Annotated in this window: 22 protein-coding genes; 8 read left to right on the forward strand and 14 right to left on the reverse strand. The window is 72.2% G+C overall.

Translation table 11 applies throughout. From position 1 onward, the window contains the following. Window positions 1–153 precede the first annotated feature (153 nt). Complete coding sequence (locus tag ABT041_RS28415; RefSeq protein WP_351189530.1) at window positions 154–2,076, reverse strand: acyl-CoA dehydrogenase family protein; 1,923 nt, start codon at window positions 2,074–2,076, stop codon at window positions 154–156. 134 nt (window positions 2,077–2,210) lie between these two features. Between ABT041_RS28415 and ABT041_RS28420 the strand changes: the two genes are divergently transcribed. Next, a complete protein-coding gene (locus ABT041_RS28420; RefSeq protein WP_351189532.1) occupies window positions 2,211–2,513 on the forward strand; it encodes a putative quinol monooxygenase in 303 nt (100 codons plus the stop codon). 86 nt (window positions 2,514–2,599) lie between these two features. On the opposite strand, the gene ABT041_RS28425 is transcribed toward ABT041_RS28420, so the two are convergent. Next, window positions 2,600–4,045 carry an aldehyde dehydrogenase family protein gene (locus tag ABT041_RS28425; protein WP_351189535.1) on the reverse strand — a complete coding sequence of 482 codons (1,446 nt, stop codon included), beginning with the start codon at window positions 4,043–4,045 and terminating at the stop codon, window positions 2,600–2,602. Between the two features lie 161 nt (window positions 4,046–4,206). Next, window positions 4,207–5,181, reverse strand: coding sequence for an EamA family transporter (locus ABT041_RS28430; protein WP_351189537.1), 975 nt, complete (start codon window positions 5,179–5,181; stop codon window positions 4,207–4,209). Between the two features lie 151 nt (window positions 5,182–5,332). Here ABT041_RS28430 and ABT041_RS28435 point away from each other — a divergent pair, with 151 nt between their 5' ends. Further along, window positions 5,333–5,536 (forward strand): hypothetical protein, encoded by a 204-nt coding sequence (locus ABT041_RS28435; protein ID WP_351189540.1) that lies wholly within the window; start codon window positions 5,333–5,335, stop codon window positions 5,534–5,536. On the opposite strand, the gene ABT041_RS28440 is transcribed toward ABT041_RS28435, so the two are convergent. Together ABT041_RS28440 and ABT041_RS28445 are read right to left on the reverse strand one after the other, a co-directional pair. Then, window positions 5,533–7,095, reverse strand: a complete 1,563-nt coding sequence (locus tag ABT041_RS28440; protein ID WP_351189543.1) for a PucR family transcriptional regulator — start codon at window positions 7,093–7,095, stop codon at window positions 5,533–5,535. The genes ABT041_RS28435 and ABT041_RS28440 overlap by 4 nt on opposite strands. Window positions 7,096–7,254: 159 nt before the next feature. Further along, window positions 7,255–9,780, reverse strand: a complete 2,526-nt coding sequence (locus tag ABT041_RS28445; RefSeq protein ID WP_502976611.1) for an ATP/GTP-binding protein — start codon at window positions 9,778–9,780, stop codon at window positions 7,255–7,257. A gap of 571 nt (window positions 9,781–10,351) precedes the next feature. Here ABT041_RS28445 and gabT point away from each other — a divergent pair. Together gabT and ABT041_RS28455 are read left to right on the forward strand one after the other, a co-directional pair. Further along, complete coding sequence (gene gabT, locus ABT041_RS28450) at window positions 10,352–11,686, forward strand: 4-aminobutyrate--2-oxoglutarate transaminase (RefSeq protein WP_351189549.1); 1,335 nt, start codon at window positions 10,352–10,354, stop codon at window positions 11,684–11,686. A gap of 123 nt (window positions 11,687–11,809) precedes the next feature. Continuing rightward, complete coding sequence (locus ABT041_RS28455; RefSeq protein ID WP_502976610.1) at window positions 11,810–12,634, forward strand: phosphatase PAP2 family protein; 825 nt, start codon at window positions 11,810–11,812, stop codon at window positions 12,632–12,634. Window positions 12,635–12,713: 79 nt separating this feature from the next. Here the strand turns inward: ABT041_RS28455 and ABT041_RS28460 are convergent, their stop codons facing one another. The 8 genes from ABT041_RS28460 to ABT041_RS28495 all read right to left on the reverse strand — a co-directional run bounded on the left by ABT041_RS28460 (window position 12,714) and on the right by ABT041_RS28495 (window position 22,401). Continuing rightward, on the reverse strand, window positions 12,714–14,519 hold the full coding sequence (locus ABT041_RS28460; RefSeq protein WP_351189555.1) for a chitinase: 1,806 nt from the start codon (window positions 14,517–14,519) through the stop codon (window positions 12,714–12,716). A gap of 93 nt (window positions 14,520–14,612) precedes the next feature. After that, window positions 14,613–15,086: a hypothetical protein gene (locus ABT041_RS28465; protein ID WP_351189558.1), complete on the reverse strand. Its 474-nt coding sequence runs from the start codon at window positions 15,084–15,086 to the stop codon at window positions 14,613–14,615. A gap of 114 nt (window positions 15,087–15,200) precedes the next feature. Continuing rightward, complete coding sequence (locus ABT041_RS28470; RefSeq protein WP_351189560.1) at window positions 15,201–16,619, reverse strand: NAD(P)/FAD-dependent oxidoreductase; 1,419 nt, start codon at window positions 16,617–16,619, stop codon at window positions 15,201–15,203. 37 nt (window positions 16,620–16,656) lie between these two features. Further along, window positions 16,657–17,451 (reverse strand): ABC transporter permease, encoded by a 795-nt coding sequence (locus tag ABT041_RS28475; RefSeq protein WP_351189563.1) that lies wholly within the window; start codon window positions 17,449–17,451, stop codon window positions 16,657–16,659. After that, entirely contained in the window at window positions 17,451–18,380 is a 930-nt protein-coding gene (locus ABT041_RS28480) for an ABC transporter permease (RefSeq protein WP_351189566.1), read from the reverse strand. Before ABT041_RS28480 ends, ABT041_RS28475 begins: the two co-directional genes overlap by 1 nt. Next, entirely contained in the window at window positions 18,377–19,546 is a 1,170-nt protein-coding gene (locus ABT041_RS28485; RefSeq protein WP_351189569.1) for an ABC transporter ATP-binding protein, read from the reverse strand. Before ABT041_RS28485 ends, ABT041_RS28480 begins: the two co-directional genes overlap by 4 nt. 43 nt (window positions 19,547–19,589) lie before the next feature. Continuing rightward, window positions 19,590–20,837: an ABC transporter substrate-binding protein gene (locus ABT041_RS28490; protein WP_351189572.1), complete on the reverse strand. Its 1,248-nt coding sequence runs from the start codon at window positions 20,835–20,837 to the stop codon at window positions 19,590–19,592. Between the two features lie 49 nt (window positions 20,838–20,886). Beyond that, a complete protein-coding gene (locus tag ABT041_RS28495) occupies window positions 20,887–22,401 on the reverse strand; it encodes a gamma-aminobutyraldehyde dehydrogenase (RefSeq protein ID WP_351189575.1) in 1,515 nt (504 codons plus the stop codon). Between the two features lie 175 nt (window positions 22,402–22,576). On the opposite strand from ABT041_RS28495, the gene ybiA reads away from it, so the two are divergent. Continuing rightward, window positions 22,577–23,125, forward strand: a complete 549-nt coding sequence (gene ybiA, locus ABT041_RS28500) for a riboflavin biosynthesis intermediates N-glycosidase (RefSeq protein ID WP_351189578.1) — start codon at window positions 22,577–22,579, stop codon at window positions 23,123–23,125. A 104-nt stretch (window positions 23,126–23,229) separates the two neighbouring features. On the opposite strand, the gene ABT041_RS28505 is transcribed toward ybiA, so the two are convergent. Continuing rightward, window positions 23,230–23,922 (reverse strand): DUF4190 domain-containing protein, encoded by a 693-nt coding sequence (locus ABT041_RS28505; protein ID WP_351189581.1) that lies wholly within the window; start codon window positions 23,920–23,922, stop codon window positions 23,230–23,232. Window positions 23,923–23,997: 75 nt separating this feature from the next. Here ABT041_RS28505 and ABT041_RS28510 point away from each other — a divergent pair, with 75 nt between their 5' ends. Genes ABT041_RS28510 through ABT041_RS28520 form a run of 3 tightly spaced genes read left to right on the forward strand, consistent with a single transcriptional unit; the run spans window position 23,998 to window position 26,514 of the window. Continuing rightward, a complete protein-coding gene (locus tag ABT041_RS28510; RefSeq protein WP_351189584.1) occupies window positions 23,998–25,029 on the forward strand; it encodes an adenosine deaminase in 1,032 nt (343 codons plus the stop codon). 19 nt (window positions 25,030–25,048) lie between these two features. After that, the gene (locus ABT041_RS28515; protein WP_351189587.1) at window positions 25,049–25,738 is read left to right on the forward strand and encodes a glycerophosphodiester phosphodiesterase; all 690 of its coding nucleotides are present in this window, start codon (window positions 25,049–25,051) and stop codon (window positions 25,736–25,738) included. After that, window positions 25,735–26,514: an SAM-dependent methyltransferase gene (locus ABT041_RS28520; protein ID WP_351189589.1), complete on the forward strand. Its 780-nt coding sequence runs from the start codon at window positions 25,735–25,737 to the stop codon at window positions 26,512–26,514. Before ABT041_RS28515 ends, ABT041_RS28520 begins: the two co-directional genes overlap by 4 nt. Window positions 26,515–26,522 lie beyond the last annotated feature (8 nt).

Genomic DNA, 26,522 nt, shown 5'->3' on the forward strand with positions numbered 1-26,522 from the left:
CCTGGACCCGCACCACCAGTGCACTGCGCACGGGGTGCGGGTCCAGGCTCGGGAGCCTCTGGCGCCGGCATGGGCGCCGTCCCGTGTGCCCACCCGTCCCGCCCCAGCGGGACGCCTGCCCACAACGGGCGGAAGCGCGGCCCACAACGGGTGCTACGGGATTCGGCGGTGGACGTTTTGCTCGGTCGTCGGGCCCGGGGTCGCGTCCGCGATCCACGGGCCCTTCCCGCTCGGGTCCACGATGCCCGCCTCCAGCCACGTGTAGCGGTCCGCGAGGACGCCGTCGGAGACCCGGCGGTCCAGGTCGTCCGTGTTGGACCAGAGGCGGGTGAAGAGTTCGTCGACCCGGAGACGGGCCTGGTGGCAGAAGACGTCCGCCAGCTGCTGGGCCTCGGGCCCGTGGTCCGAGGTGGTGCGCAGGAGTTCGGCGCGGACGCAGGCGGCGCTCATCGCGAACAGCTCGGCGCCGATGTCCACGATCCGCCCCAGGAACGCCTGCTTCAGTTCCATCCGGCCCTGCCACCGGGACATCGCGTAGAAGGTGGACCGGGCCAGCTTGCGCGAGGTCCGCTCGACGTAGCGGAGGTGGCCCGCGAGGGCGCCGAACTCCCCGTACGAGCCCGGGAGCTGTCCCGCGCCGGTGACCAGTTGCGGCAGCCAGCGGGCGTAGAAGCCGCCCGCCCGCGCGCCCGCCTTCGCCTTGTCGGCGAGGGACTTCTCGGGGTCGATGAGGTCCCCGGCGACGGAGAGGTGGGCGTCGACGGCCTCACGGGCGATCAGCAGATGCATGATCTCGGTGGAGCCCTCGAAGATCCGGTTGATGCGGAGATCGCGCAGGAGCTGTTCGGCGGGGACGGCCCGCTCGCCGCGGGCGGCGAGCGAGTCGGCGGTCTCGTAGCCGCGGCCGCCCCGGATCTGGACGAGTTCGTCGGCGATCAGCCAGGCCTTCTCGGAGCCGTACAGCTTGGCGAGGGCGGCCTCGATGCGGATGTCGTTGCGGTCCTCGTCGGCCATCTGGGAGGCGAGGTCGACGACGGCCTCCAGGGCGAAGGCGGTGGCCGCGATGAACGAGATCTTGGTCGAGACGGCTTCGTGGCGGCCGATCGGCCTGCCCCACTGCTCCCGCTCCCCCGACCACTCGCGGGCGATCTTCAGGCACCACTTGGCGGCGCCCGCGCAGGCGGCGGGCAGGGAGAGCCGACCGGTGTTGAGGGTGGTGAGGGCGATCTTCAGGCCGGCGCCCTCGGGGCCGATGCGGTGACTGGCGGGGACCCGTACGCCGTGGAAGCGCGTGACGCCGTTCTCCAGGCCGCGCAGGCCCATGAAGGCGTTGCGGTGTTCGACGGTGATGCCGGGCGCGTCGGCCTCCACGACGAAGGCGGTGATGCCGCCGCGGTGCCCCTCGGAGGCGGGGACGCGGGCCATGACGACGAGGAGGTCGGCGACGACGCCGTTGGTGGTCCACAGCTTCACGCCGTCGAGGACGTACGCGTCCCCGTCCGGCACGGCCGTGGTGGCCAGGCGCGCCGGGTCCGAGCCGACGTCCGGCTCGGTGAGGAGGAAGGCGGAGAGGTCGGTGCGGGCGAGCCGGGGCAGGAAGGCGTCCTTCTGCTCCTGGGTGCCGAAGAGTTTCAGCGGCTGCGGTACGCCGATCGACTGATGCGCGGAGAGGAGGGCGCCGACGGCGGGGCTCGCGGAGCCGACGAGGGCGAGGGCCCGGTTGTAGTACAGCTGGGTGAGGCCGAGCCCGCCGTACGCCGGGTCGATCTTCATCCCGAGGGCGCCGAGCTCCTTGAGTCCGGCGATCGTCTCGTCGGGGATGCGGGCCTCGCGCTCGATGCGGGCGCCGTCGATCCGGGTCTCGCAGAACTCGCGGAGGACGGCGAGAAAGGCCTCGCCGCGGCGTACGTCCTCGGCGGCGGGCAGCGGGTGCGGGTGCACGAGGTCGAGGCGGAAGCGGCCGAGGAACAGCTCCTTGGCGAAGCTGGGTTTCCGCCAGTCCCGCTCGCGCGCGGCCTCGGCGACCTGCCGGGCCTCGCGCTCGGTGACCTTCGGCCGCTGGGTGGGTGCGGACATGGACACCTCCTTGGGCTTCCTGTCCGTCGTACCCGATTCCGGCGGGTACGGAAAGAGGAGGGGATCCCTCCGGGTTTGTCCTCCAGATGAGACGCTCCGACCGTGCGGCCTGGGCCGCGCGTAGGGTCCGCGGCATGTCTCAGCCGATCAAGCTCATCGTCCTCGTCGCCACCCTGCCCGGCCGTGGCGCGGAACAGCTCGCCGCCTTCGAGGCGCTCGCACCCCTGGTCAGGGCCGAGGAGGGCTGCCTGCAGTACGACCTGCACCGGGTGGCCGACGACCCCGACCGCTTCGCCCTGATCGAGCGCTGGGCCTCGGCGGAGGCCCTCGCGGCGCACGACGTCGCCCCGCACATGGTCGCCGCCGACGCCGCGAACAAGGCGTTCCGCGCGGGGCCGGCCGAGGTCGTCCGCCTCGTGGACGCCCCGGTCTCATGAGTCTCGAGAAGCGCGCCTCATGAGGAAAGGCGGCCCGAGCCCCCGCACAGTGGGCTCGGACCGCCTGGTCTCGTGAGGCCTGCGCCCTAGAGGGCGAGGCCCGTCAGGACGAGCACGCGCTCGTACGTGTAGTCGTCCATCGCGAACTTGACGCCCTCGCGGCCGACGCCGGAGCGCTTGGCGCCGCCGTACGGCATCTGGTCGGCGCGGTACGAGGGGACGTCGCCGACGATCACGCCGCCGACCTCCAGCGCGCGGTGGGCGCGGAAGGCGGTCTGCAGGTCGTGGGTGAAGACACCGGCCTGGAGGCCGAAGTCCGAGTCGTTGACCGCGGCGAAGGCCTCGGCCTCGCCGTCGACCTTGGCGATGGTCAGGACCGGGCCGAAGACCTCGGCGCGGGCCAGGGTGACCTCGGCCGGGAGCTCGGTGAGGACGGTCGGGGCGTAGGTGGCGCCCTCGCGCTTGCCGCCGGTGAGGAGCTTCGCGCCGGCCGCGACGGCCTCGTCGACCCAGGACTCGACGCGCTGGGCGGCGGCCTCGTCGACGAGCGGGCCGACGTCGGTGGCGTCGTCCGCCGGGTTTCCGGTGACCTGCGCCTCGACGGCGGCGACGATCTTCGGCACCAGGCGGTCGTAGACCGAGGCGTCGGCGATCACGCGCTGGACGGAGATGCAGGACTGGCCGCCCTGGTAGTTGGAGAAGGTCGCGATGCGGGTCGCGGCCCAGTCCAGGTCGGCCTCGGAGGACCAGTCGGGCAGGACGACGGCCGCGGCGTTGCCGCCGAGCTCCAGGGTGCAGTGCTTGTGCGGCACCGACTGCTGGATGGCGTAGCCGACCTTGTCGGAGCCGGTGAAGGAGATGACCGGGAGGCGCTCGTCCTGGACGAGGGCCGGCATGCGGTCGTTCGGCACGGTCAGGATCGACCAGGAGCCGGCCGGCAGGTCGGTCTCGGCCAGGATCTCGCCCAGGATCAGGGAGGAGATCGGGGTCGCCGGGGCCGGCTTGAGGATGATGGGGGCGCCGACGGCGATGGCCGGGGCGACCTTGTGGGCGCTGAGGTTCAGCGGGAAGTTGAACGGCGCGATGCCGAGGACGACGCCCTTGGGGATGCGGCGGGTGAGGGCGAGGCGGCCCGCGCCGCCGGCCTCGGTGTCCAGGCGCTGGGCCTCGCCGGCGTTCCAGCGGCGGGCCTCCTCGGCGGCGAAACGGAAGACGGAGACGGCACGGCCGACCTCGCCGCGGGCCCACTTGATGGGCTTGCCGTTCTCGGCGGAGATCAGCTGGGCGATCTCCTCGGTGCGCTCGGCGAGCCGCTTCGACACGTGGTCGAGGGCGGCGGCGCGGACGTGCGCCGGGGTCGCGGCGAACTCGTCGACGACGGCGTGCGCGGCGGCGACGGCCTCCTCGACCTGGGCCTCGGTGGGCACGCTGACCTTGCCGACCAGACGTCCGTCGTACGAGTTCGTGACGTCGAAGGTGGCGTCGCCGGTGGCCTCGCGGCCGGCGAGCCAGAAGGCGTGGGTGGTCGTCATTGCGTCCCGGCCCTTTCCGTTTCGGGGTGCGAGCGGTTGCTCTGGTGACACCGTAGGGCCGGGACGGCGCGCGCGGGCTTGTCCGGTATGGAGTAGTGGGGGTGCCGGCTCTGTCCGCTTCGGCCGAAGCGGAAGGTGGCAGGCTCCCCCACGCCGGAGGGTCAGCCGCGCCGCTCGGTGGAGACGATGAGGCAGACGGCGCCGACGACGATCGCGCCGCCGAGGAGGATCGGCCAGGTCAGGGCCTCGTTCAGGATGAGTGCGCCGAGGAGGACGGCGACGACCGGGTTCACATAGGCGTAGGTGGCGGCGAGGGAGACCGGGGCGGACTGGAGGAGCCAGGCGTACGCCGTGAAGGCGACGAGCGAGCCGAAGACGACGAGGTACGCGAGGGCGGCCCAGGAACGGCCGGAGACGGCGCCCAGGTCGAGGCCGTGGTGTTCGCCGCGTACGAGGCCGACGGTGAGCGCGGCGAGACCGCCGGCCAGCATCTCGTACACGCTCGCGGTGAACGGGTTGGCGGGCATCGGCAGCCGGGCGGAGGAGACGGAGCCGGCCGACCAGCACAGGGCCGCGACGAGGACGAGCAGGACGCCGCCGATCTTCACCTCGCCGCTCAGGCCCGGGACGGTGAGGACGCCGAGGCCCGCGAAGCCGAGCAGGACGCCGCCGAAGGCGCCGAGGCCGGGGCGGTCGCCGAGGGCCGCGCGGAGCAGGACGACCCAGACGGGGACGGCGGCGACGAGGAGCGCGGCGAGACCGGAGGGGATGGAGGTCTCGGCGAGGACGACGAGGCCGTTGCCGCCGAGGATGAGGAGCAGGCCGACGAGGACGGCGGAGCCGAGTTCCCGGCGGGTGACCCTGAGCGCGGCGGGACCCTGCCGCCAGGCGACGATCCCGGCGAGGACCAGGCCGGCGGTGACGAAGCGGGCGCCGCCGGAGAGGAACGGCGGGAGGGTCTCGACGACGATCCGGATCCCGAGGTACGTGGACCCCCAGACGACGTACACGATGCCGAGCGCGGCCCAGACGGCGCCGGTGATCCGGCGGGCCGGGGCGGCGGCGGGGGCTGCGGTACGGAGTGCGGGGGCGGCCGGGTGCGTCTCGGGGGCCGGGTCGACGGCGGGGCTTGTCATGAACGGGAGACTATGGAGTTCCGGGGCCGATCGCCAAGGAAATTGCCCGTATTCGGGCAGGCGTAGCGGGATTCGGACGGCGCGGGGGCGGAGGGGACCTTGTGGAGGGGTGGGAGGATGGCCGGGACCGAACAACCCACGGGGGGAAAGCATGATCCTTTACGTACTGATCGGCGTCCTGGTCCTGGCCGTCGCCGGCTGCGGCTGCGTGGTGTGGGCGTCGCGGGGCGGGCCCCGCTGGGTGCGCGCCGTGGCCACCGTGACCCTGCTGGGCGGCGAGCTGGTCCGCGACGGACAGCGTCGGAACGGTAAGCGGGGCGGAGGCGACGACGCGAGCTCCCTCGGCTCGGACTAGGAAGCCGCGCTGCCGTCCTCGCCGGTCGCCTTCAGCGCCAGCCACAGTTCCATCCGGACGTCCGGATCGTCCAGGGAGCGGCCGAGGATCTCCTCCACCCGGCGCATCCGGTACCGCAGCGTGTGCCGGTGGACGCCCAGGTCCGCCGCCGCCGCGTCCCACTGGCCGTGCCGGGAGAGCCAGGCGCGCAGCGAGGCCACGAGGTCGCCGCGGCCGGTCGCGTCGTGCTCCCGCAGCGCGCGGAGCATCCCGTCGGCGAAGGCCCGGACGGCGTCGTCGGCGAGGAGCGGAAGGACCGAGCCCGCCGCCAGGTCCTCGTGCTCGACGAGCGCCCTGCCCCGCCGCCGGGCGACCGAGAGGGCCTGCTCGGCCTGCTTGTACGCGGCCGCCGCCGCGGCCGGGCCCGCCGGGGCGGAGAGACCGACGACGACGCCGGCCTCGTCGGCCTCGCGGTCCGCGTACGCCTCGCAGGCGGTGACCACCGCTCCCCCGTCCCCGGCGAGGACGACGAGCCGCTGTCCGCTCTCGGCCACGGTCAGCACCGCCTCGCCCGCGCGGGCGGCGGCGGCCTCCAGGGCCTCGGCGAGCACCGGCAGCGGCGGCTCGGCGGCCGGCTCTCCCCCGGCGGGCTCGGCGACGAGCAGCCGGTACGGGGCGTCGAGCAGCCCTCCGTACAGGTCGCCGGCCACCGCGCGGGCGGGCTCCGGCTGGCCCGCGAGCATCAGGCGCAGGACCGCCGCACCGAGCCGCTGCTCCGCGGCCTGGAGCGAGCGGGAACGTTCCGTCGTGAGGGTGAGCAGGGCGATCGCCGAGTGCACCGCGTACCGCTCGGCCGTGCCGAGGGGCGCGCCCGTACCGACCGCGAGGGCGCCCCGCACCCGGCGTCCGGTGCCGAGCGACTGGAGCTCGACGCGGTCGTCCGTACCGCCGACGACCGCGCTGGCGGGCGCGGGCCGCTCGCGCAGCCGCTCCACGTCGGGGGTGAGGCGGGCGGCCCGGCGCGCCGCCCACTCGGGCGAGACGGCGACGACGGTGCCGGAGGCGTCGTACAGCGCGGCCCAGCCGTCGACGTGCGCGGCGAGCCGGGCGACGACGGCCTCCGGTCCCTCGGCGAGGGCGGCGCGGGTCAGCTCGCGCTGCGCCTCGAAACCGGCCGTGACGGCGCGGTACTGGTCGGCGGAGATGGCCGCCGACACGGCCTTGCTGATGGCGAGGAACGGCGTCCGGCGCGGCACCTCCAGGAGGGGCAGGTGCTCCTCGCGCGCCGCGTCGAGCAGGGCCGGCGGGATCTCCTCGTAGTTGACGCCCACGGCGAACCCGAGGCCCACGACTCCGGCGCCGAGCAGCCGCCGCACATAGCGGCGCATCGACTCCAGGTCCTCGGCGTCGAGCGTGAGCGCGGTGGTGAGGAGGAGTTCGCCGCCCTCCATGTACGGGACGGGGTCGGCGAGCTCGCTGACGTGCGCCCAGCGGACGGGGGTGTCCAGACGGTCCTCACCGGCGCGGACGATGAGCTTGAGGGAGGAGTGCTGGACGAGTGAGGCGAGGGTGGGCGGCATTGGGGACCGTCGGACCTTTGAGCGAGGACCGTGCGCGGGGGGAGCCGTGCACGGAAGCGGGGAGGCACCGCTCAGACGAGCGGCGCCCCCGATTGTGCCAGGGCCGCCGGGACCCCGCTCAGCCGCGCGAGGGGTGAGACGGCCGTGCCGCCTGCCTGCTCAGGCGCGCAGGTCGACCAGGACCGGCGGGGTGTGCGCGCCCTGCGGCGTCGTCAGGGACACGACCGCGTGCCCGGGCGGCACCGAGTGGGCGAGCTCCGAGGCGGACCAGCGCTCGCGCTCGACCTTCCGGGTCGTGACCGCGTCGGTGGTGACGGCCACGCCGGTGACCTTCTTCCGCAGGAAGTGGATGAACCGGGTCATCGGCTGGTGGGCGAAGACCGTGTGCTGGGCCACCTCGGTGGTCTCCACCCATTCCTTGCCCCAGGTCTCGGCGAAGCCCCGGCCGTCCCAGGTGGTGATGCCGGAGAGCGCCACCCGGCAGCCGACGGCGCCGAGCAGCGGGCCGTGCAGGGCCTCGGGGACCTCGCCGAGGGTACGGAGTCCGAGGACGACGCCGGCGTTGTGCGGGCGCAGCCGCTGGAGGGAGCGGACGGTGCCGGTGGTGAGCGCCCCGTGGGCGTCGTCGAGGACGAGGGCGACGAAGTGCGTGCGCTTGGTGCCGGTCCGGGCCGCCGCCAGGAACTGGGCGAGGACGAGCCGGGCGAGGAGCCGCGAGGCCTCCTCGTGGCCGCGCTCGGGCAGCTTGATCCGGACCCGGAGCGGGTGGTGGACGACGGACTTCAGCGAGAAGGGCCGTACGTCGCTGCCGTCGGCGCCGAAGAACTCGGCGAAGGCCGGCCGGTCGAGGAGCGACAGGCGGTCCGCCAGGAGCGGCCCGGCATCGGCGGCGGTGCCGGCCTGCCGGATCCGGGCCTCCAGCTCGCGGCGCATGGCCGTGGCGTCGGCCGGGAGCCGGCCGAGGAGCGCGGACAGCGTCTCCGGGCCCGCTTCGAGGAGTTCCCTGAGCACCGGTACGGACGGGAAGCGGCCGTACGCCGCCCGGTAGGGGCCGATGAGCTGGGCGAGGACGGTGGCGGCCCGTCGGACGTCGAGGCCCTCGACGTCGCCGGCCAGGCCCTCCGCGAGCAGCGCGGCGGCCTCGTCGGGGTCGGTGTGGCCGGCGTACAGGTCGAGGTCGTACGGCGAGGACGGGTCGCCGGGCCGGACCACGACGTCGTAGGCGGCGTCCGGGCCGAGCGGGGCGTCCGCCGTACCGACGGCGACGACCGCGCAGGCTCCGGTGAGGGCCTGCAGGGTGAGGGACTCGACGACCGGGCCGGTCAGGCGCGTGGTCTTCCCGGCGCCCGAGGGGCCCACGACGAGGAGGGAGGTGGCGAGGGCGGCCGGTTCGAGGGCGAGGCCGACGCCCCGGTAGGCGGCCGGGTTGCGCCCTTCGGCCACGCAGCGGCCGATGCGGACCTGCCCGAGGAGGAGGTCGTGGGTGGCGGTGCGGCCCGGCAGGTCGCGGTCGCCGGAGGGGTGGACGCCGGCCGCGGCGCCCTGCCGGAGCACGGTGTCGACGAAGGAGGCGAGGCCGGCCGGCGCGTGGCCGGGCTCCAGGCCGCGGCGGACCCGGGCGCAGTCCACGTCGTTCATGCGCCCGGCGAACAGTTCGGCGGCGAGCACGTCCGCCGCCTGCTGCTGCCCGGCGGCCCGCAGCTCGGGCCACTGGGAGAGCGGTACGGGCGCGGCGGGGTCGGCGGACGGCGGGGTGCCGTCCGCCGTGGCGGCGCGGGCCCTGAGCCATCCGCGGACCAGGCCGGGCCAGTCGCCGAGGCGGGCGAAGGGCCAGAGCACGGCGGCCGTGATCAGGCCGTACAGGGTGTAGACGAGGACGGGCGAGGCGAGGACGCCGTACCCGCCGCCGAGGAGCACCACGAGGGAGAGCAGCGGCGCGACGACCGGCAGCGCGTCCCAGCCGACGCCGGGGAAGGCGTCCGGCCAGACGAAGGTCAGGGCGATCAGCGCGGCGCCCGCCGTGAGCGCGGCGCGCACGGGCGGGCGGCGGTCGGCGAGGAGGTGCCGGGCGAGTTCGGCCCAGGCGCCGAGGCGGGCCATCGCGTAGAGGAGGACGGCGAAGAAGACCCCGTCGTAGACGACGTGGGCCTCGGCGCCGTGCCAGTCGCGGGGGGAGGTGCCCCCGGCGTACCACCACTCGGAGGGGGTGAAGGTGGCGAGCGGGATCCACTCGTACGGGACGGCTCCCCGCCGCCAGGCCGACCACAGCAGCAGCCCCACGACGAGCGGGATCAGCAGCCCGGCCACGGTGACGGGCGCGAGCTTCCGCGCGTCCTTGGGCGGCGGCGGTGGCACGTGCCGGAACCGCCAGATCCCGGGCGCGGCCTCGGGCCGCGGGGCATCGAGCCAGGCGACGACGGGCGGGGCGGGGGGTACGCCGGGGGCACCCGACGGCAGGGGGGCACCGGGAGAACCGGGGGTGCCGGGAGAACCGGGAGTGCCGGGAGTGCCGGGAGAACCGGGGGTGCCGGGAGAACCGGCGGTTCCGGGAGAACCGGGAGAACCGGGAGAACCGGGAGTGCCGGGAGAACCGGGAGTGCCGGGAGAACCGGGAGTGCCGGGAGTGCCGGGAGTACCCCCGGCAGCCCCAGAGCCCTCCGGCACCCCAGAAGCCCCGGGCGCCATCGCCGGTCGCGGCGGCACGCGCGGCGGTCCGGGCACCGGCGCGCCCGGGCCGGAGTGCGCCCCGGGGCGCGTCGGCGGCGGGGCCCCAAGGCCCCGGCCGTCAGCAGGCGCGGCCGGGCGTGGCGGCGCGCTCGCCGGCAGGTCCTCGCCGGCCGGGACCGGCCCAGGCGCGGACGCCCCCGGGCGCGTCCGCGGCGGGGTCATCGGGGCCCGGTCGGCGGTCGGCGGCGCCGTTGGGCGCGGGAGCGCGCCTCCTCTGGTGTCGCGTGACTCGTACGTGCCGTCGGTCTCCATGAACCCCTGCCCCCTGACCAGCCAGGTCGCCGCGTCTGTGCCACCGTCAATCTAGTGGGCCCGGCGCCCCCGGGAGGGGATTCGACCACCCGTACGGCCGAGGCCCGCCCCGAGGTGTCCGGACGTGTCCGGGCCGCGGAAGCGGAGCCGCCATGTCCATCGCGGACAACGACACACCCGCCACCACTCCCGATCGGCGCATGCCTCAGCCCCTCCCCCGCGCCTAGCCTGCGGAGGAAACCCGCAAGTGCGTCCAGAACACCCCCAGGAGCCCCGCATGAACGCTGTCCCGCAGGAGCGGCGCGTCGTCACCGCCATCCCCGGTCCGAAGTCGCAGGAGCTTCAGGCCCGCCGTCTCGACACGGTCGCCGGTGGCGTCGGCTCCACGCTGCCCGTCTTCACCGCGCGGGCCGGCGGCGGCATCATCGAGGACGTCGACGGCAACCGCCTGATCGACTTCGGCTCCGGCATCGCCGTGACCTCGGTCGGCGCGTCCGCCGAGGCCGTCGTGCGCCGCGCCACCGCGCAGCTCCAGGACTTCACCCACACCTGTTTCATGGTGACGCCGTACGAGGGTTACGTGGAGGTCTGCGAGGCGCTGGCCGAGCTGACCCCGGGCGACCACGCCAAGAAGTCCGCGCTGTTCAACTCGGGCGCCGAGGCCGTCGAGAACGCGGTGAAGATCGCCCGCTCGTACACCAAGCGCCAGGCCGTCGTCGTCTTCGACCACGGCTACCACGGCCGTACGAACCTCACCATGGGCATGACGGCGAAGAACATGCCGTACAAGCAGGGCTTCGGTCCGTTCGCCCCCGAGGTCTACCGCGTGCCGGTCGCCTACGGCTACCGCTGGCCCACCGGTGCCGAGAACTGCGGCCCCGAGGCCGCCGCCCAGGCGATCGACAACATCACCAAGCAGATCGGCGCCGAGAACGTCGCCGCGATCGTCATCGAGCCGGTCCTCGGCGAGGGCGGCTTCATCGAGCCGGCCAAGGGCTTCCTGCCGGCGATCGTGAAGTTCGCCAACGACAACGGCATCGTCTTCGTCGCGGACGAGATCCAGGCCGGCTTCTGCCGTACCGGCCAGTGGTTCGCCTGCGAGGACGAGGGCATCGTCCCGGACCTCATCACCACCGCCAAGGGCATCGCGGGCGGTCTGCCGCTCGCCGCCGTCACCGGCCGCGCCGAGATCATGGACTCCGTCCACGGCGGCGGTCTGGGCGGCACCTACGGCGGCAACCCGGTGGCCTGCGCCGGTGCGCTCGGCTCCATCGAGACGATGAAGGAGCTCGACCTCAACGGCAAGGCCAAGCGCATCGAGGAGGTCATGAAGGGCCGCCTCACCGCCATGCAGGAGAAGTTCCCGGTCATCGGTGACATCCGCGGCCGCGGCGCCATGATCGCCATCGAGCTGGTGAAGGACCCGGTCACCAAGGAGCCGCACGCGGAGGCCGCCGCGGCGCTCGCCAAGTACTGCCACAACGAGGGCGTGCTCGTCCTGACCTGCGGCACCTACGGCAACGTGCTCCGCTTCCTGCCGCCGCTGGTCATCGGCGAGGACCTCCTCAACGAGGGCCTGGACGTCATCGAGGCGGCGCTGGCCGCCCTCTGAGCGGCTTTCGGAACGGCCTCCTGAGGCCGAACCGGCACACGGTGTGAAGACTCTGTGGGGGGCCGATGGCGGGACGCGTTTCCCGCTGTCGGCCCCCCACTTCGTGACGTACGGTTTCTGCAGATGAGAGAAACACCCCGGGCGGAGCCTCCCCAGCCCCGCCCACACCGTGCCATCGCGCACACCACCGGGGCCTCGTGCCCCGGAACTCCTCACCGATCGGATGGCCGCCCGCCCCACACCCCCCGGGGCGCGCGGCAGCCCGATCCCCTCGGCCGCCCTGGAACCACCCCCCCTGTTCCAGGGCGGCCGGCTCTCTTCTCGGCGCTCGTCGCCCTCGCCGTCGTGACCTGGCAGGTGCTCGTCCACGGCCCCCTGACCAGGTTCGACGAGCGGGTGTCCGCGGCCCTGGTGGACTCGGTTCCCCGGCCCCTGAGCGAACTCGCCTCCGACCTCGGCAACATGACGGCCGCTCTCCCGGTCCTCGCCTGCGCGATGGCGTACGCGGTGTGGCGCGGGCGGCGCGCGGCCGCCGTGTACGCGGGCCTGGCCATGGCCGCCGTACCGCTTCTGGTGATTCCGCTGAAGGAGTGGACGGCCCGCCCCGGTCCGCTGGAGCCGTGGGCGCACGGCTACTACCCCTCGGGTCACACCGCCACGGCCATGGTCGCCTACTTCGGCGCGGCCTTCCTCGTCTCGAACCGCCTGATCCCGGTCGCGGCCGTCCTGACGGCGATCACGGGGACCGGTCTGATCCTGCGCGGCTTCCACTGGCCGCTGGACGTGCTGGCCTCCCTCGCCCTCTGCCTCCCCCTTCTGCGCTGGCCGGTGCTCGCCGCGCGATACGGCCGGGCGGCGCCGAACGCACGGCAGAGGGAGGGGAGATGGGGGACGCCGCACGGCGGTACGCCGTCACGGCCGAAGGACGGGTCGTCCCGGTCGGCATGAACCGTCGGGCGGTCCTCGACGAGCCGGCCGGGCCGGGGCCTTCGCGCGCCCCGGCCCGGCCGTTCGCCCTGCCGCTCGGCTAACTCCAGTTGTAGGCGTCGAAGTTCTTGGAGAACTCCCACTGGTTGTACCGGTCCCAGTTGACCGACCAGGTCATCAGGCCGCGCAGGGCGGGCCAGGTGCCGTGGGTCTGGTAGGTGCCGCAGTTCGTCTTCTTCGTGAGGCAGTCCAGGGCCTTGTTCACCTCGGCCGGGCTGGTGTGGCCGTTGCCCGCCTGGGTGGAGGCGGGGAGGCCGATGGCGACCTGGTCGGGGCGGAGGGCCGGGAAGAAGCGGTCCGTGTTGCCGGCGACGGGGAAGCCGGTGAGGAGCATGTCGGTCATCGCGATGTGGAAGTCGGCGCCGCCCATCGAGTGGTACTGGTTGTCGAGGCCCATGATGGAGCCCGAGTTGTAGTCCTGGACGTGGAGCAGGGTCAGGTCGTCGCGCAGGGCGTGGATGACCGGCAGGTAGGCGCCGGCGCGCGGGTCCTGCCCGCCCCAGGGGCCGGAGCCGTAGTACTGGTAGCCGAGCTGGACGAAGAAGGTCTCCGGGGCCATCGTCAGGACGAACTTCGCGCCGTACTTGGCCTTGAGGGTCTTCACCGCCTGGATCAGGTTGACGACGACCGGGCTGGTCGGGTTCCGGAAGTCGGTGTCGCCGGTCTGGAGCGAGAGGGAGTGGCCCTCGAAGTCGATGTCGAGGCCGTCGAGGCCGTACTCGTCGATGATCTTCGAGACGGAGGAGACGAAGGTGTCGCGGGCGGCGGTGGTGGAGAGCTGCACCTGGCCGTTCTGGCCGCCGATGGAGATGAGGACCTTCTTGCCGGCGGCCTGCTTGGCCTTGATGGCCGCCTTGAAGTCGGCGAGGGATTCGACGTTCGGGCACTCGGTCGCCGGGCAGAGGGTGAAGCGGATGTCTCCCGAGGTGACGGAGGTCGGTTCGCCGAAGGCGAGGTTGATGACGTCCCAGGAGTCGGGGACGTCGGCCACGCGGGTGTAGCCGGAGCCGTTGGCGAAGCTCGCGTGGAGGTAGCCGACGAGGGCGTGGGCGGGAAGGGAGCCGCCGGGATCGCCGCCGCCACCGGAGGTCGTGGTCGCGGTGACGGGGGCCGACTTCGGGGACTCGCCGACGCTGTTCACGGCGGTGACCTGGAAGGTGTACGGGGTGGAGGCCGTGAGTCCGGTCGCGGTGGCGGTGGTGCCGGTGACCGTCTGGATCCTGGTGGCGCCCTGGTAGACGTTGTACGAGGTGGCACCGGAGACCGCGGTCCAGCTCAGCGGCACGGAGGTGGAGGTCGGAGAGCCCGCCGTGAGGCCGGTGGGGGCGGCCGGGAGCTGGACGGGGTCGCCGCCGGGGCCGTACAGGGAGAGGTCGTCGGCCTGGTAGGCGGGGGTGCCGTACCAGCCGTGGGTGTAGATCGTGACCGAGGTGGTGGACGCGCCCGTGGTGAACGAGGTGGTGAGCTTCTGCCAGTCGGGGGCGGAGGCCGTCCAGGTGGAGACGTCGGTGGTGCCGGTGCCGGAGGCGCCGAGGTAGACGTAGCTGCCGCGCACCCAGCCGCTCAGCGTGTAGGTGGAGTTGGGCTTCACGGTGACGGTCTGGGAGCACTTGGCGTTGTCGCTGCCGGCGGGGGTGGCCTGGAGCGCCTTCGCCCCGCCGTGCACGGGTGACGGGACGACGGCGCCGCTGCCCGCCGTGCAGCTCCAGCCGTCGAGGCCGGCCTCGAAGCCGCCGTTGCGGGCGAGTTCGGTGTCGGCGGCCTGGGCGGCTGGGGTGAGGGCGAGGAGTCCGCCGGCGGCGAGGGAGCCCGCCAAGAGCAGGGTGAGGGGTCTGGTGCGGTCCACAACTGCCTCCGGGGGTGGGGGAATCGACGTGGAGCGCGCCACAGCATGGTCCAGACCAATCAAGTGGTCAAGACCTCTGTGCGGACCGGGGTGCTAGTCGGATCCCCTCTCCCCCCGGGCCAGTTGACCCGCCGCCTCGTGCATCGCCAGCTCCAGGAGCGAGGCGTCGGTCAGGGTGCCCAGGCCGTCCGGCGCCACCAGCCAGCGCGCCGCACCGGTCACCCGCCCGGGGTACGGGACGACGATCCAGGTGCCCTTGCCGGCGCCGCGCACCCCCGTACCGAGCCAGCGGGCGGCCGTTCCCGGCGGGACGAAGAAGCCCATCCGGGCGTCGCCGAAGTCCGCCAGGACCGGACCGGGCCGGTCCACGAGCCGGGCCAGCACGTCGAGCGTGGGATAGCCGAGCTCCCCCGGCAGGATCAGCACGTCCCAGCGCCGGCCGGCGGGCAGCAGGGCGACCCCGTGCGGGTTGCGCTCCCATTCCCACCGGCAGGCCTCGGGATCCGGCGCGACCGAGGCCAGCCACTCCACCGCGGCCCTGACACCAGAAGCCCCCGTACCAGTCATCGCGACGTTCTCCTCTCCGTGTGGACTCGATGTCCACCGGGAGAGAGCGGGTACGGGGGCTTCTCTTACGCGGGTTCGACTACCCGCTGATGGTGATCTGGATCACACTCGGGCTCAGCTGTCGAAGCCGAGGCCGAGCCGGTCCATGGCCTTCAGCCACAGGTTGCGCCGGCCGCCGTTCTCGTCGGCGCGGGCGAGCGACCACTTGGTGAGGCCGATGCCGGCCCAGGCGACCGGCTCCGGCGGGAACGGCAGCGGCTTGGAGCGGACCATCCGCAGATCGGTGCGCTCGGTGCGCTCGCCCGCGAGCAGGTCGAGCATCACGTCGCCGCCGAAGCGGGTGGCGCCGACGCCGAGGCCGGTGAACCCGGCCGCGTACGCCACCTTCCCCTGGTGGGCCGTGCCGAAGAAGGCCGAGAAGCGCGAGCAGGTGTCGATCGCGCCGCCCCAGGCGTTGCTGAAGCGGAGCCCCTCCAGCTGCGGGAAGCAGTGGAAGAAGTGCTCGGCGAGCTTCAGGTACGTCTCCGGGCGGTGGTCCATCTCGGCGCTGACCTTGCCGCCGTAGGGGTACACCGCGTCGTAACCGCCCCAGAGGATGCGGTGGTCGGCGGTGATCCTGAAGTAGTGGAACTGGTTGGCGGAGTCGCCGAGGCCCTGCCGGTTCTTCCAGCCGACCGAGGCGAGCTGCTCGGGGCTGAGCGGCTCGGTCATCAGGGCGTAGTCGTAGACCGGGACCGTGTAGGCGCGGACGCGCTTGACCAGCGACGGGAAGACGTTGGTGCCGAGCGCGACCCGGCGGGCGAGCACCTTGCCGTACGGGGTGTGCACGCCCATGCCGGCGCCGACGGAGACCAGCCGCAGACCGGGCGTGTTCTCGTAGATCCGGACGCCCAGGTCGAGGCAGGCCCGCTTCAGGCCCCAGGCCAGCTTGGCGGGGTGCAGCATGGCGACGCCACGCTTGTCCCACATGCCGCCGAGGAAGGTCGGCGAGTCGACCTCGGCCCGTACGGCGTCCCGGTCCAGGAACTCCAGGCCCTCGGCGAGACCGAGCCGGCCGGCCTCCTCGTACCACTCGTGGAGCTCCTCCACCTGGTACGGCTCGGTGGCGACGTCGATCTCGCCGGTGCGCTCGAACTCGCAGTCGATCCCGTGGCGGGCGACGGTCTCCTCGATGGCGTCGAGGTTCCGCTCGCCCATCCGCTCCAGCTTCGGCAGCTCGCCCGGCCAGCGGGCGAGCCCGTTGCCGAAGCCGTGCGTGAGGGAGGCCGCGCAGAAGCCTCCGTTGCGGCCCGAGGCGGCCCAGCCCACCTCGCGGCCTTCGATCAGTACGACATCCCTGGAGGGGTCGCGCTCCTTGGCGAGGAGCGCGGTCCACAGTCCGCTGTATCCGCCGCCGACCACGAGGAGATCGCACTTCTCGGTGCCGGTGAGGGCGGGCAGGGCTCCGGGCTTGCCGGGGTCTTCCAGCCAGAAGGGGACGGGCTGGGCGTCGGAGAGAGATTGTGCAGCGAGACGCATGGCGACTGGGGCCATGGTTTCCAACTCCTTCGGTGCCTGAGACGTCTTCCGCTCAGGCCGTTGCTGTTTTCTTGCGCCGGTTCGTGATGATCTGCCCGGCCGCGACCATCAGTACCGCGAGGATGAACATGGCGGTGCCGATGACGTTGATCTGAACGGGGGTTCCGCGCTGCGCCGAGCCCCAGACGAACATGGGGAAGGTGACGGTGGAGCCCGCGTTGAAGTTGGTGATGATGAAGTCGTCGAACGAGAGGGCGAAGGCGAGCAGCGCACCGGCGGCGATGCCGGGCGCGGCGATCGGCAGGGTCACCCGCAGGAAGGTCTGCGCGGGCCCGGCGTAGAGGTCGCGCGCGGCCTCCTCCAGGCGCGGGTCCATGGACATGACCCGGGCCTTGACCGCCGTCACGACGAACGACAGACAGAACATGATGTGGGCGATCAGGACCGTCCAGAAGCCCAGCTCGATGCCCATGTTGAGGAAGAGCGTGAGCAGCGAGGCGGCCATGACGACCTCGGGCATCGCCATCGGCAGGAAGATCAGCGAGTTGATCGCGCCGCGCGCCCGGAAGCGGTAGCGGACCAGCGCGAAGGCGATCATCGTGCCGAGGACGACGGCGCCGAGCGTCGCCCAGGCGGCGAGCTGGAGCGAGAGCGAGAGCGACTCGCACATGTCGGCGACGCCGCAGGGGTCCTTCCAGGCGTCGAGCGAGAACTCCTGCCAGGAGTAGTTGAAGCGTCCCTTCGGCTTGTTGAAGGAGAACGCCATCACCACGAGGTTCGGCAGGATCATGTACGCGAGCGTCAGCAGGCCCGCGATGACGACCAGGTTCTTGCGGATCCAGCGCATCAGACCAGGTCCTCCGTTCCGGCACGGCGGATGTACACGGTGACCATGCCGAGCACGATCGCCATGAGGATGAAGGAGAGCGCGGCCGCCGTCGGGTAGTCGAGCACGCGCAGGAACTGCGACTGGATGACGTTGCCGACCATCTTGGTGTCGGTCGAGCCGAGCAGTTCGGCGTTGACGTAGTCACCGCTCGCCGGGATGAAGGTGAGCAGGGTGCCGGAGACGACGCCGGGCATCGACAGCGGGAAGGTCACCTTGCGGAAGGTGGTCGCCGGGGAGGCGTACAGGTCCTGCGCGGCCTCGTGCAGCCGGCCGTCGATCCGCTCCAGGGAGGTGTAGAGGGGCAGGATCATGAAGGGCAGGAAGTTGTACGTGAGACCGGTGACCACCGCCATCGGGGTGGCGAGGACGCGGTTGCCCTCGGTCCAGCCGAGCCAGCTGGTCACGTCCAGGAAGTGCAGGGCGTTGAGCGCGTCGACCACGACGCTGTCGTCGGCCAGGATCGTCTTCCACGCGAGCGTGCGGATGAGGAAGCTGGTGAAGAACGGCGCGATGACGAGGACGAGCAGCAGGTTCCGCCAGCGGCCGGCCTTGAAGGCGATCAGGTACGCGAGCGGGTAGCCGAGCAGCAGGCAGAGCAGGGTCGCGGTCCCGGCGTACAGCAGGGAGCGGACGAACTGCGGCCAGTACTCCTGGAAGGCGTCCCAGTAGGTCTGGAAGTGCCAGGTGACCTCGAAGCCCTTCTCCAGGGAGCCGGTCTGCACCGAGGTGGAGGCCTGGTAGATCATCGGCAGCGCGAAGAAGACGAGCAGCCAGACGATGCCGGGCAGCAGCAGCCAGTACGGGACGAGCCGCTTGCGCGTGGAGGGCTTGCGCAGAACCGGTTCTTCGACCGGTCCCGGAGCCTCCTTCGTCAGGGTCGCGGTCACGAGGCGTCCTCCACCGTCTCCACGCCCGCGTCGATGTCCTGGGCCGCGTCGAGGCCGAAGGTGTGGGCCGGGTTCCAGTGCAGGACGACCTGCGCGCCCGGGACGAGGCGGGTGTCGCGCTCGATGTTCTGCTCGTACACCTGGAGCTCCGCGCCCGCCGGCGAGTTCACCACGTACTGGGTGGAGACGCCGATGAAGGAGGAGTCGACGATCCGGCCGGTGACCCGGTTGCGGCCGTCGGCGATCGAGCCCGCGTCGTCGGCGTGCGCGAGCGAGATCTTCTCGGGGCGGACGCCCACGAGGACCTTGCCGCCCACGCGGACGGCGTCCGTACAGCGGTCGCCGGGCACACGGAGCTTGCTGCCGCCGGCCGTGGCCAGAACGTCGCCGCCGGTCTCGACGACCTCGGCCTCGATGAGGTTCGACGTGCCGAGGAAGTTGGCGACGAAGGTGCTCTGCGGGTTCTCGTACAGGTCGGCGGGGGCGCCGAGCTGCTCGACCCGGCCGCCGTTCATCACCGCGACCTGGTCGGCCATCGTCATGGCCTCCTCCTGGTCGTGGGTGACGTGCACGAAGGTGATGCCGACCTCGGTCTGGATCCGCTTGAGCTCCAGCTGCATCTGGCGGCGCAGCTTGAGGTCGAGGGCGCCGAGCGGCTCGTCGAGGAGCAGCACCTGCGGGTGGTTGATGAGCGCGCGGGCGACGGCGACGCGCTGCTGCTGGCCGCCGGAGAGCTGGTGCGGCTTCTTGTGCGCGTGCTCGCCGAGCTGGACGAGGTCGATCATCTCGTCGACCTGCTTCTTCACCGACTTGATGCCGCGGCGGCGCAGGCCGAAGGCGATGTTCTCGGAGATGTCCATGTGCGGGAAGAGCGCGTAGGACTGGAAGACGGTGTTGACCGGCCGCTTGTACGGCGGGAGGTCGGTGACGTCCTTGTCGCCGAGGAAGACGGTGCCGGTGCTGGGGTCCTCCAGGCCGGCGATCATGCGCAGCGTGGTGGTCTTGCCGCAGCCGGAGGCGCCGAGCAGGGCGAAGAAGGAGCCCTGCGGGACGGTCAGGTCGAGCGGGTGGACGGCGGTGAAGGAGCCGTACGTCTTGCTGATCCCGGTGAGACGGACGTCGCCGCCGCCAGTGTTCTTTCCGGTGTGAACAGTCTTGTCAGTCATGGGTTGCTGTCCCAGGGAGTGAGAGAGGTGGACGAGGACGGACTCAGGCGCCGATGAGCTTGGCGAACTTCTCCTCGTACGCCGTCTCCTCCGCGCTGCTGAGCGAGCGGAAGGCGTGCGACTTCTTGGCCATGGCCTTGTCCGGGAGGATCAGCAGGTTGTTCGCGAGCTCGGGGTCGATCTTGGCGAGCTCGTCCTTCACCCCGTCGACGGGGCACACGTAGTTGATGTAGGCGGCGAGCTGGGCGGCGACGGGAAGCTCGTAGTAGTAGTCGATGAGCTTCTCGGCGTTCGTCTTGTGCCGGGCCTGCGCCGGGACGAGCAGGTTGTCGCTGGAGGTGAGGTAACCGGCGGACGGGATGGAGAACTTGATGTCCGGGTTGTCCGCCTGCAGCTGGATGATGTCGCCGGCCCAGGCGAGACAGGCCGCGATGTCGCCCTTGTCCAGGTCGGAGGTGTAGTCGTTGCCGGTGAAGCGGCGGATCTGCTTCTTGTCGACGCCCTTCTGGAGGCGGCCGATCGCCGCGTCGTAGTCGGCGTCCGTGAAGTTCCCCGGGTCCTTGCCCATGTCGAGCAGGGTCATGCCGACGGAGTCGCGCATCTCGGTGAGGAAGCCGACCCGGCCCTTGAGCGCGGGGTCGTCCAGGAGCTGGGTGACGGAGTCGACCTTCTTGCCGCCGGTCGCCTTGGAGTTGTACGCGATGACGGTCGAGATGCCCGTCCACGGGTACGAGTAGGAACGGCCCGGGTCCCAGTCGGGGCGGCGGAACTGCGAGGACAGGTTCGCGTACGCGTTCGGCAGGTTCGCCGGGTCCAGCTTCTGGGCCCAGCCGAGCCGGATGATGCGGGCGGCGAGCCAGTCGGTGACGCAGATCAGGTCGCGGCCGGTGTCCTGGCCGGCCGCGAGCTGCGGCTTGATCTTGCCGAAGAACTCGACGTTGTCGTTGATGTCCTCGGTGTACTTGACCTTGATCCCGGTGCGTTTGGCGAACGCCTCCAGGGTCGGGCGGGACTTCTCGTCCTCGCTGACGTCCATGTACTCGGTCCAGTTGGAGAACGCGAGGCTCTTCTCCTTGGCCGAGACGTCGATGGACGCGGGGCCGTTGCCCTCCCGCTTGGCCGGCGGGATGCCACACGCGCTCAGGCCGGCGAGACCGCCGACGGTGAGTGCGCCGACGCCGCCCGCGCGCAGCATCGAACGGCGGCTGAGGGCGCCCCGGCCGCTCGTCATGCTCCGCCGTATCGCCGCCAGCTGCGCGGCGGACAGGCTGTCGGGCTCGTACTGCTCCATGCGCTGTGCCCTTTCGGGATGAGTGAGCCGCTGGTCGGGCGGCGAATTGCTATCGGTCCCCGAAGATCGTGCGGTGCCAGTCCTTGGCCGCCACCGCCGTGTTGTCGAACATCACATGCTTGACCTGCGTGTACTCCTCGAAGGAGTACGCCGACATGTCCTTTCCGTAACCGGAGGCCTTGGTGCCGCCGTGGGGCATCTCGCTGATGATCGGGATGTGGTCGTTGACCCACACACATCCCGCCTTGATCTCCCGCGTGGCGCGGTTGGCCCGGTAGACGTCCCGGCTCCAGGCGGAGGCGGCGAGGCCGTACGGGGTGTCGTTGGCGAGCCGGATGCCCTCGTCGTCGCCGTCGAAGGGCAGGGCCACCAGGACCGGGCCGAAGATCTCCGACTGCACGACCTCGCTGTCCTGCGCGGCGCCGATGATCAGGGTGGGACGGTAGTATGCGCCGTTCTTGAGCTCTCCACCAGGGGCTTCGCCTCCGGTGACGACGGTGGCGTAGCCGCGGGCGCGCTCGACGAAGCCGGCGACGCTGTCGCGGTGACGGTGGCTGACGAGCGGTCCGAGGTCGGTGTCGGCCGCGAAGGGGTCGCCGACGCGGACGGTCTCCATGAGCTCGGCGACCCGGGCCACGAAGGCGTCGAACAGCGGACGCTGGACGTACGCGCGCGTGGCCGCGGTGCAGTCCTGGCCGCTGTTGATGAGGGAGGCGGCCACCGCGCCCTGGGCGGCGGCCTCCAGGTCGGCGTCGTCGAAGACGAGGAACGGCGCCTTGCCGCCGAGTTCGAGGTGGAGCCGCTTCACGGTGGCGGTGGCGACCTCGGCGACCCGCTTGCCGACCGGGGTGGAACCGGTGAAGGAGGTCATGACGACGTCGGGGTGGCCGACGAGGTGCTCGCCGACGACCCGCCCGGAGCCGCTGACGATGTTGATGACACCGTCGGGGATGCCGGCCTCCTTCGCCGCCTGCGCGAACATCAGCGAGGTCAGCGGGGTGAGCTCGGCCGGCTTCAGGACGATCGTGTTGCCGGCGGCGATCGCCGGGAGGATCTTCCAGGCGGCCATCTGGAGCGGGTAGTTCCAGGGGGCGATGGAGCCCACGACGCCGATCGGTTCGCGCCGGATGTACGAGGTGTGGTCGCCGGTGTACTCGGCGGCCGACTGGCCCTGGAGGTGGCGGGCCGCCCCCGCGAAGAAGGCCGTGTTGTCGATCGTGCCGGGCACGTCGAACTCGGTGGTGAGCTTGAGCGGCTTGCCGCACTGGAGGGACTCCACCTCGGCGATGTCCTCCGCCCGGTCGGCGAGGACCCCCGCGAGGCGGTGCAGCGCGTCGGAGCGCTCGCCCGGGGTGGCTCCCGCCCAGCCGGGGAAGGCGGCCTTGGCCGCGGCCACGGCCTCGTCCACGTCCGCCGTGGAGGCGAGGGCATAGGTGTAGACGCTCTCGCCCGTCGCCGGGTCGATCACGCTGTGTTCCTGACCTGAGGTTCCGGCACGGAGCCTTCCGCCGATGTACTGCGCGCCGTCCGCGAAGCGGTCCGTCACCTGGAAGCGGTTGGTCATGACGCTCTCCGTTGTCCCAGCTCGAATTGAGTGCCGATCCTGACAGAGGGATGACCACCCAACAAGGGATTCCGTTGTTGCCTTTTGGTTACGCGACGGATTCGGTCGACCATGTGTCGAGGGGGTCGGAAAATCTCCGTACGGAGTGTCCGTGGCGGATGTCAGACTCGCATGTATGAGCAAGATCGAAGAGCTGACACAGCAGGTCACGAGGGGTGACCGGGTGAAGTGGCTGCACTTCTGGGGGCACCGCCCGCACCCCGACGGGCGCCTCTCGGCGAGCTGTCTGAGCCAGTGGTGGCCCGCGCCGTTCACGGTCGACGGGGTCTCCTACGCGACCGCCGAGCACTGGATGATGGCCGCCAAGGCCCGCCTCTTCCGGGACGCGGACGCCGAGCGGGCGGCGCTGACCGCCCGTACGCCCGCGGAGGCCAAGAACGCGGGCCGGCTCGTGCGCGGCTTCGACGAGGCGGTCTGGGAGCGCGAGCGGTTCGGGATCGTCGTCGAGGGGAGCGTCCACAAGTTCTCCTCGGACGAGGCGCTGCGCGCCTTCCTGGTGGGCACGGGCGAGCGCGTCCTGGTGGAGGCGAGCCCGCTGGACCGCGTCTGGGGCATCGGGCTCGCCGCCGACGACCCCCGCGCCCACGACCCGGCGCGCTGGCGCGGCCTCAACCTGCTGGGCTTCGCGCTGATGGAGGCCCGGGAGCGACTGCGCGCCGGGTGACGCGCGAAGGGCCCCGCACCTCCGGGAGGCCCGGGAACTCCGCATGACGCGCGAAGGGCCCCGCACCTCCGGGAGGTGCGGGGCCCTTCGTGGGCGTGCGTGCGTCAGCGGCCGTCCTGCTCGATCTGCAGGACCGACGCGAACGGGTCGTCGCTCGAGTCCTCCTCGAAGGCCGAGGGGTCCTGGGCGATCGCCCAGATGACGAAGCCCAGGAAGACGGCGCTCACGAGCGTGCCGACGGAGCCGAGCACGATGCCCGCGATCGCCATGCCCCGGTTCGTCGCCTCGCCCCGGCCGACCTTCTTCAGGCCGATGATGCCGAAGATCAGCGCCAGGACGCCGAGGATCACTCCCAGGCCGTACAGACAGAACCCGGCCACCGCGATGATGCCGAGCACCATCGAGGTCGTCCCCATGCCGTTGGACGGGGCCTGCTGCCAGCCGGTCTGGCCGTAGCCGGAGGTGCCGTACCCCGGGTATCCGTACCCCGACGTGACCGGAGCCGCCGGCGTCGCCGAGGGGTAGCCGTACCCTCCGGCCGGCGGCGTGGCCGCCGGGTAGCCGTAGCCGGGCGTGGCCGCGGGACCGCCGGGGGCGACCGGCGGCGGCGGGACGTCGCCGGCAGGAGCGCCGGGACCGCCCGGCGCGGCCGGGAAGGACGTCATGGTCGGCTGGTCGTGCACCGGCGGGGGCGACGGCGTCGCCGGCTTGCTCAGTTCCACCCCGTCGCGGTTCGGCGGAGCCCACGGGTCCGTCGGGTCGTAGCCGCCCCGCGACTGGTCTCGGTTGTCAGACATGGGCCTCCCCCATCGTGGTCACGCCATGTTACGGCCTCACCCCTGCGAGGGAACCGCCCGGCCTACGATGATCGGATGACCGACCTCCACCCCTTCATCGCGGGGCTCCCCAAGGCAGAACTGCACGTCCACCACGTCGGCTCCGCCTCGCCCCGGATCGTGGCCGAGCTCGCGGCCCGGCACCCCGACTCCAAGGTCCCCACGGACCCGGAGGCGCTCACCGACTACTTCACGTTCACGGACTTCGCGCACTTCATCGACGTCTATCTGTCGGTCGTCGACCTGGTCCGCACGCCCGAGGACGTCCGGCTGCTGACCTTCGAGATCGCCCGGGACATGGCCCGGCAGAACATCCGCTACGCCGAGCTGACCATCACCCCGTACTCCTCCACCCGCCGCGGCATCGACGAGCGCGCCTTCATGGCGGCGATCGAGGACGCCCGCAAGGCCGCCGAGGCCGAGTTCGGCACGGTCCTGCGCTGGTGCTTCGACATCCCCGGCGAGGCCGGTCTGGTCTCCGCCGAGGAGACCGCGCGGCTCGCCACCACCGACGGTCTGCGCCCCGAGGGGCTGGTCTCCTTCGGCCTCGGCGGCCCGGAGATCGGTGTGCCGCGCCCGCAGTTCAAGCCGTACTTCGACCGCGCCCGCGCGGCCGGCCTGCACTCCGTCCCGCACGCGGGCGAGACGACCGGACCCGAGACCGTGTGGGACGCGATCCGCGAGCTCGGCGCCGAGCGCATCGGCCACGGCACCAGCTCCGCCCAGGACCCCGAGCTCCTCGCGTACCTCGCCGAGCACCGGATCGCCCTGGAGGTCTGCCCGACCTCGAACATCGCGACCCGGGCCGTCGCCACCCTGGAGGAGCACCCGATCCGGCAGTTCGTCGACGCCGGCGTCCTCGTCACGATCAACAGCGACGACCCGCCGATGTTCGGCACGGACCTCAACACCGAGTACGCGGTCGCCGCCCGTCTCCTCGGCCTCGACGAGCGCGGTGTCGCCGCCCTCGCCAAGAACGCCGTGGAGGCCTCCTTCCTCGACGCGGCCGGCAAGGCCAGGATCGCCGCCGAGATCGACACGTACACGAACGACTGGCTGGCGCGCTGACGGCGACGAGAATGGGGCCATGCGCCCTGTGACTGTCGTAGCCCATCGCGGCGACCCGTACCGCGTCCGTGAGAACACGCTCCCCTCGATCGCCTCGGCGATCGAGCGGGGGGCGGACGCGGTCGAGGTCGACGTCCGGCTGACGGCGGACGGGGTGCCCGTCCTCCTCCACGACGACACCCTGAAGCGGCTGTGGGGCCACGACCGGCCGCTCTCCGGCCTCTCGCACCAGCTGCTGCGCGAGCTCACCTTCGACGGGGTGCCGACCCTGCGCGAGGCGCTGATCGCCGCCGGGGACCACCGGCTGATGCTGGACCTGCCGGGCGGGAACGAGGACTCGGTCCGCACGATCGTCCGTACGGTCCGCGAGTGCGGCGCCCAGGAGCGCGTCGCCTACTGCGCGGGCGCGGTGGCCATGCTCCAGGTGCGGGCCGCCGACCCGGCCGCCGAGATCGCCCTGACGTGGACCTCGCTCGCCCCGGCCCGGCCCGTGCTGCTCGACGCCGTGCGGCCGAAGTGGCTCAACTACCGCTTCGGCCTGGTGAGTCGGGAGCTGACCGAGCGGATCCACCGGGACGGGCTGCTCGTCTCCGCCTGGACGGCGGACACGAAGCACACCATGCGTAAGCTGATCAAGAACGGGATCGACGCGGTCACCACGAACCGGGTCGACGCACTCGCCGCCGTGCTGCGAAAGGCTCGCGAATGAACGACCGGATCAGGACCGACATCGCCCACAACGCCCGGGTGTGGAACTACTGGCTGGGCGGCAAGGACAACTACCCCGTGGACCGCGCGGTCGGCGACCAGGTCACCGCCTTCTATCCGAGCATCGGCGAAGTGGCGCGCGCGGACCGGGCGTTCCTCGGCCGGGCCGTGACGTACCTGGCCGCCGAGGCGGGCGTCCGCCAGTTCCTGGACATCGGTACGGGCCTGCCCACCGCCGAGAACACCCACGAGGTGGCGCAGCGGGTCGCCCCCGACGCCCGGATCGTCTACGTCGACAACGACCCGATCGTCCTCACGCACGCCCGCGCGCTCCTGACGAGCGCCCCGGAGGGCGTCACGGAGTACGTCGACGCCGACGCCCACGACCCCGAGCGGATCGTCGCGGCGGCCATCGGCACGCTCGACCTGTCCCGCCCGGTCGCGGTCCTGATGCTCGGCATCCTCAACTTCGTCCTGGACACCGACAAGGCCCGGTCGATCGTGCGGACCCTGATGGCCGCCGTGCCCCCCGGCAGCCATCTCGTGCTGACCCACCCGACGCTCGAGCCCGAGCTCGGCGGCGAGGGCAACAAGGCCGCGATGGACTTCTGGAACGAGAACGCGACCCCGCCGATCACCGCCAGGACCCGGGAGGAGTTCACCTCCTTCTTCGACGGCCTCGACCTCCTGGAGCCGGGCATCGTCTCCTGCTCCCGCTGGCGCTCCGACGAGGGCGCCGTGGTGGCTCAGTTCGGCGCGGTGGGCCGCAAGCCGTAATGGGCATA

The organism is Streptomyces sp. NPDC002825, from assembly GCF_040295385.1.
In the GTDB taxonomy this organism is placed as follows: Bacteria; Actinomycetota; Actinomycetes; order Streptomycetales; family Streptomycetaceae; genus Streptomyces.

Coding starts and splice junctions, on each gene's coding strand:
- ABT041_RS28415 (WP_351189530.1), bottom strand. CDS start 2,076: ATGTCCGCACCCACCCAGCGGCCGAAGGTCACCGAGCGCGAGGCCCGG.
- ABT041_RS28420 (WP_351189532.1), top strand. CDS start 2,211: ATGTCTCAGCCGATCAAGCTCATCGTCCTCGTCGCCACCCTGCCCGGC.
- ABT041_RS28425 (WP_351189535.1), bottom strand. CDS start 4,045: ATGACGACCACCCACGCCTTCTGGCTCGCCGGCCGCGAGGCCACCGGC.
- ABT041_RS28430 (WP_351189537.1), bottom strand. CDS start 5,181: ATGACAAGCCCCGCCGTCGACCCGGCCCCCGAGACGCACCCGGCCGCC.
- ABT041_RS28435 (WP_351189540.1), top strand. CDS start 5,333: ATGATCCTTTACGTACTGATCGGCGTCCTGGTCCTGGCCGTCGCCGGC.
- ABT041_RS28440 (WP_351189543.1), bottom strand. CDS start 7,095: ATGCCGCCCACCCTCGCCTCACTCGTCCAGCACTCCTCCCTCAAGCTC.
- ABT041_RS28445 (WP_502976611.1), bottom strand. CDS start 9,780: ATGGCGCCCGGGGCTTCTGGGGTGCCGGAGGGCTCTGGGGCTGCCGGG.
- gabT (WP_351189549.1), top strand. CDS start 10,352: ATGAACGCTGTCCCGCAGGAGCGGCGCGTCGTCACCGCCATCCCCGGT.
- ABT041_RS28455 (WP_502976610.1), top strand. CDS start 11,810: ATGAGAGAAACACCCCGGGCGGAGCCTCCCCAGCCCCGCCCACACCGT.
- ABT041_RS28465 (WP_351189558.1), bottom strand. CDS start 15,086: ATGACTGGTACGGGGGCTTCTGGTGTCAGGGCCGCGGTGGAGTGGCTG.
- ABT041_RS28470 (WP_351189560.1), bottom strand. CDS start 16,619: ATGGCCCCAGTCGCCATGCGTCTCGCTGCACAATCTCTCTCCGACGCC.
- ABT041_RS28475 (WP_351189563.1), bottom strand. CDS start 17,451: ATGCGCTGGATCCGCAAGAACCTGGTCGTCATCGCGGGCCTGCTGACG.
- ABT041_RS28485 (WP_351189569.1), bottom strand. CDS start 19,546: ATGACTGACAAGACTGTTCACACCGGAAAGAACACTGGCGGCGGCGAC.
- ABT041_RS28490 (WP_351189572.1), bottom strand. CDS start 20,837: ATGGAGCAGTACGAGCCCGACAGCCTGTCCGCCGCGCAGCTGGCGGCG.
- ABT041_RS28495 (WP_351189575.1), bottom strand. CDS start 22,401: ATGACCAACCGCTTCCAGGTGACGGACCGCTTCGCGGACGGCGCGCAG.
- ybiA (WP_351189578.1), top strand. CDS start 22,577: ATGAGCAAGATCGAAGAGCTGACACAGCAGGTCACGAGGGGTGACCGG.
- ABT041_RS28505 (WP_351189581.1), bottom strand. CDS start 23,922: ATGTCTGACAACCGAGACCAGTCGCGGGGCGGCTACGACCCGACGGAC.
- ABT041_RS28510 (WP_351189584.1), top strand. CDS start 23,998: ATGACCGACCTCCACCCCTTCATCGCGGGGCTCCCCAAGGCAGAACTG.
- ABT041_RS28515 (WP_351189587.1), top strand. CDS start 25,049: ATGCGCCCTGTGACTGTCGTAGCCCATCGCGGCGACCCGTACCGCGTC.
- ABT041_RS28520 (WP_351189589.1), top strand. CDS start 25,735: ATGAACGACCGGATCAGGACCGACATCGCCCACAACGCCCGGGTGTGG.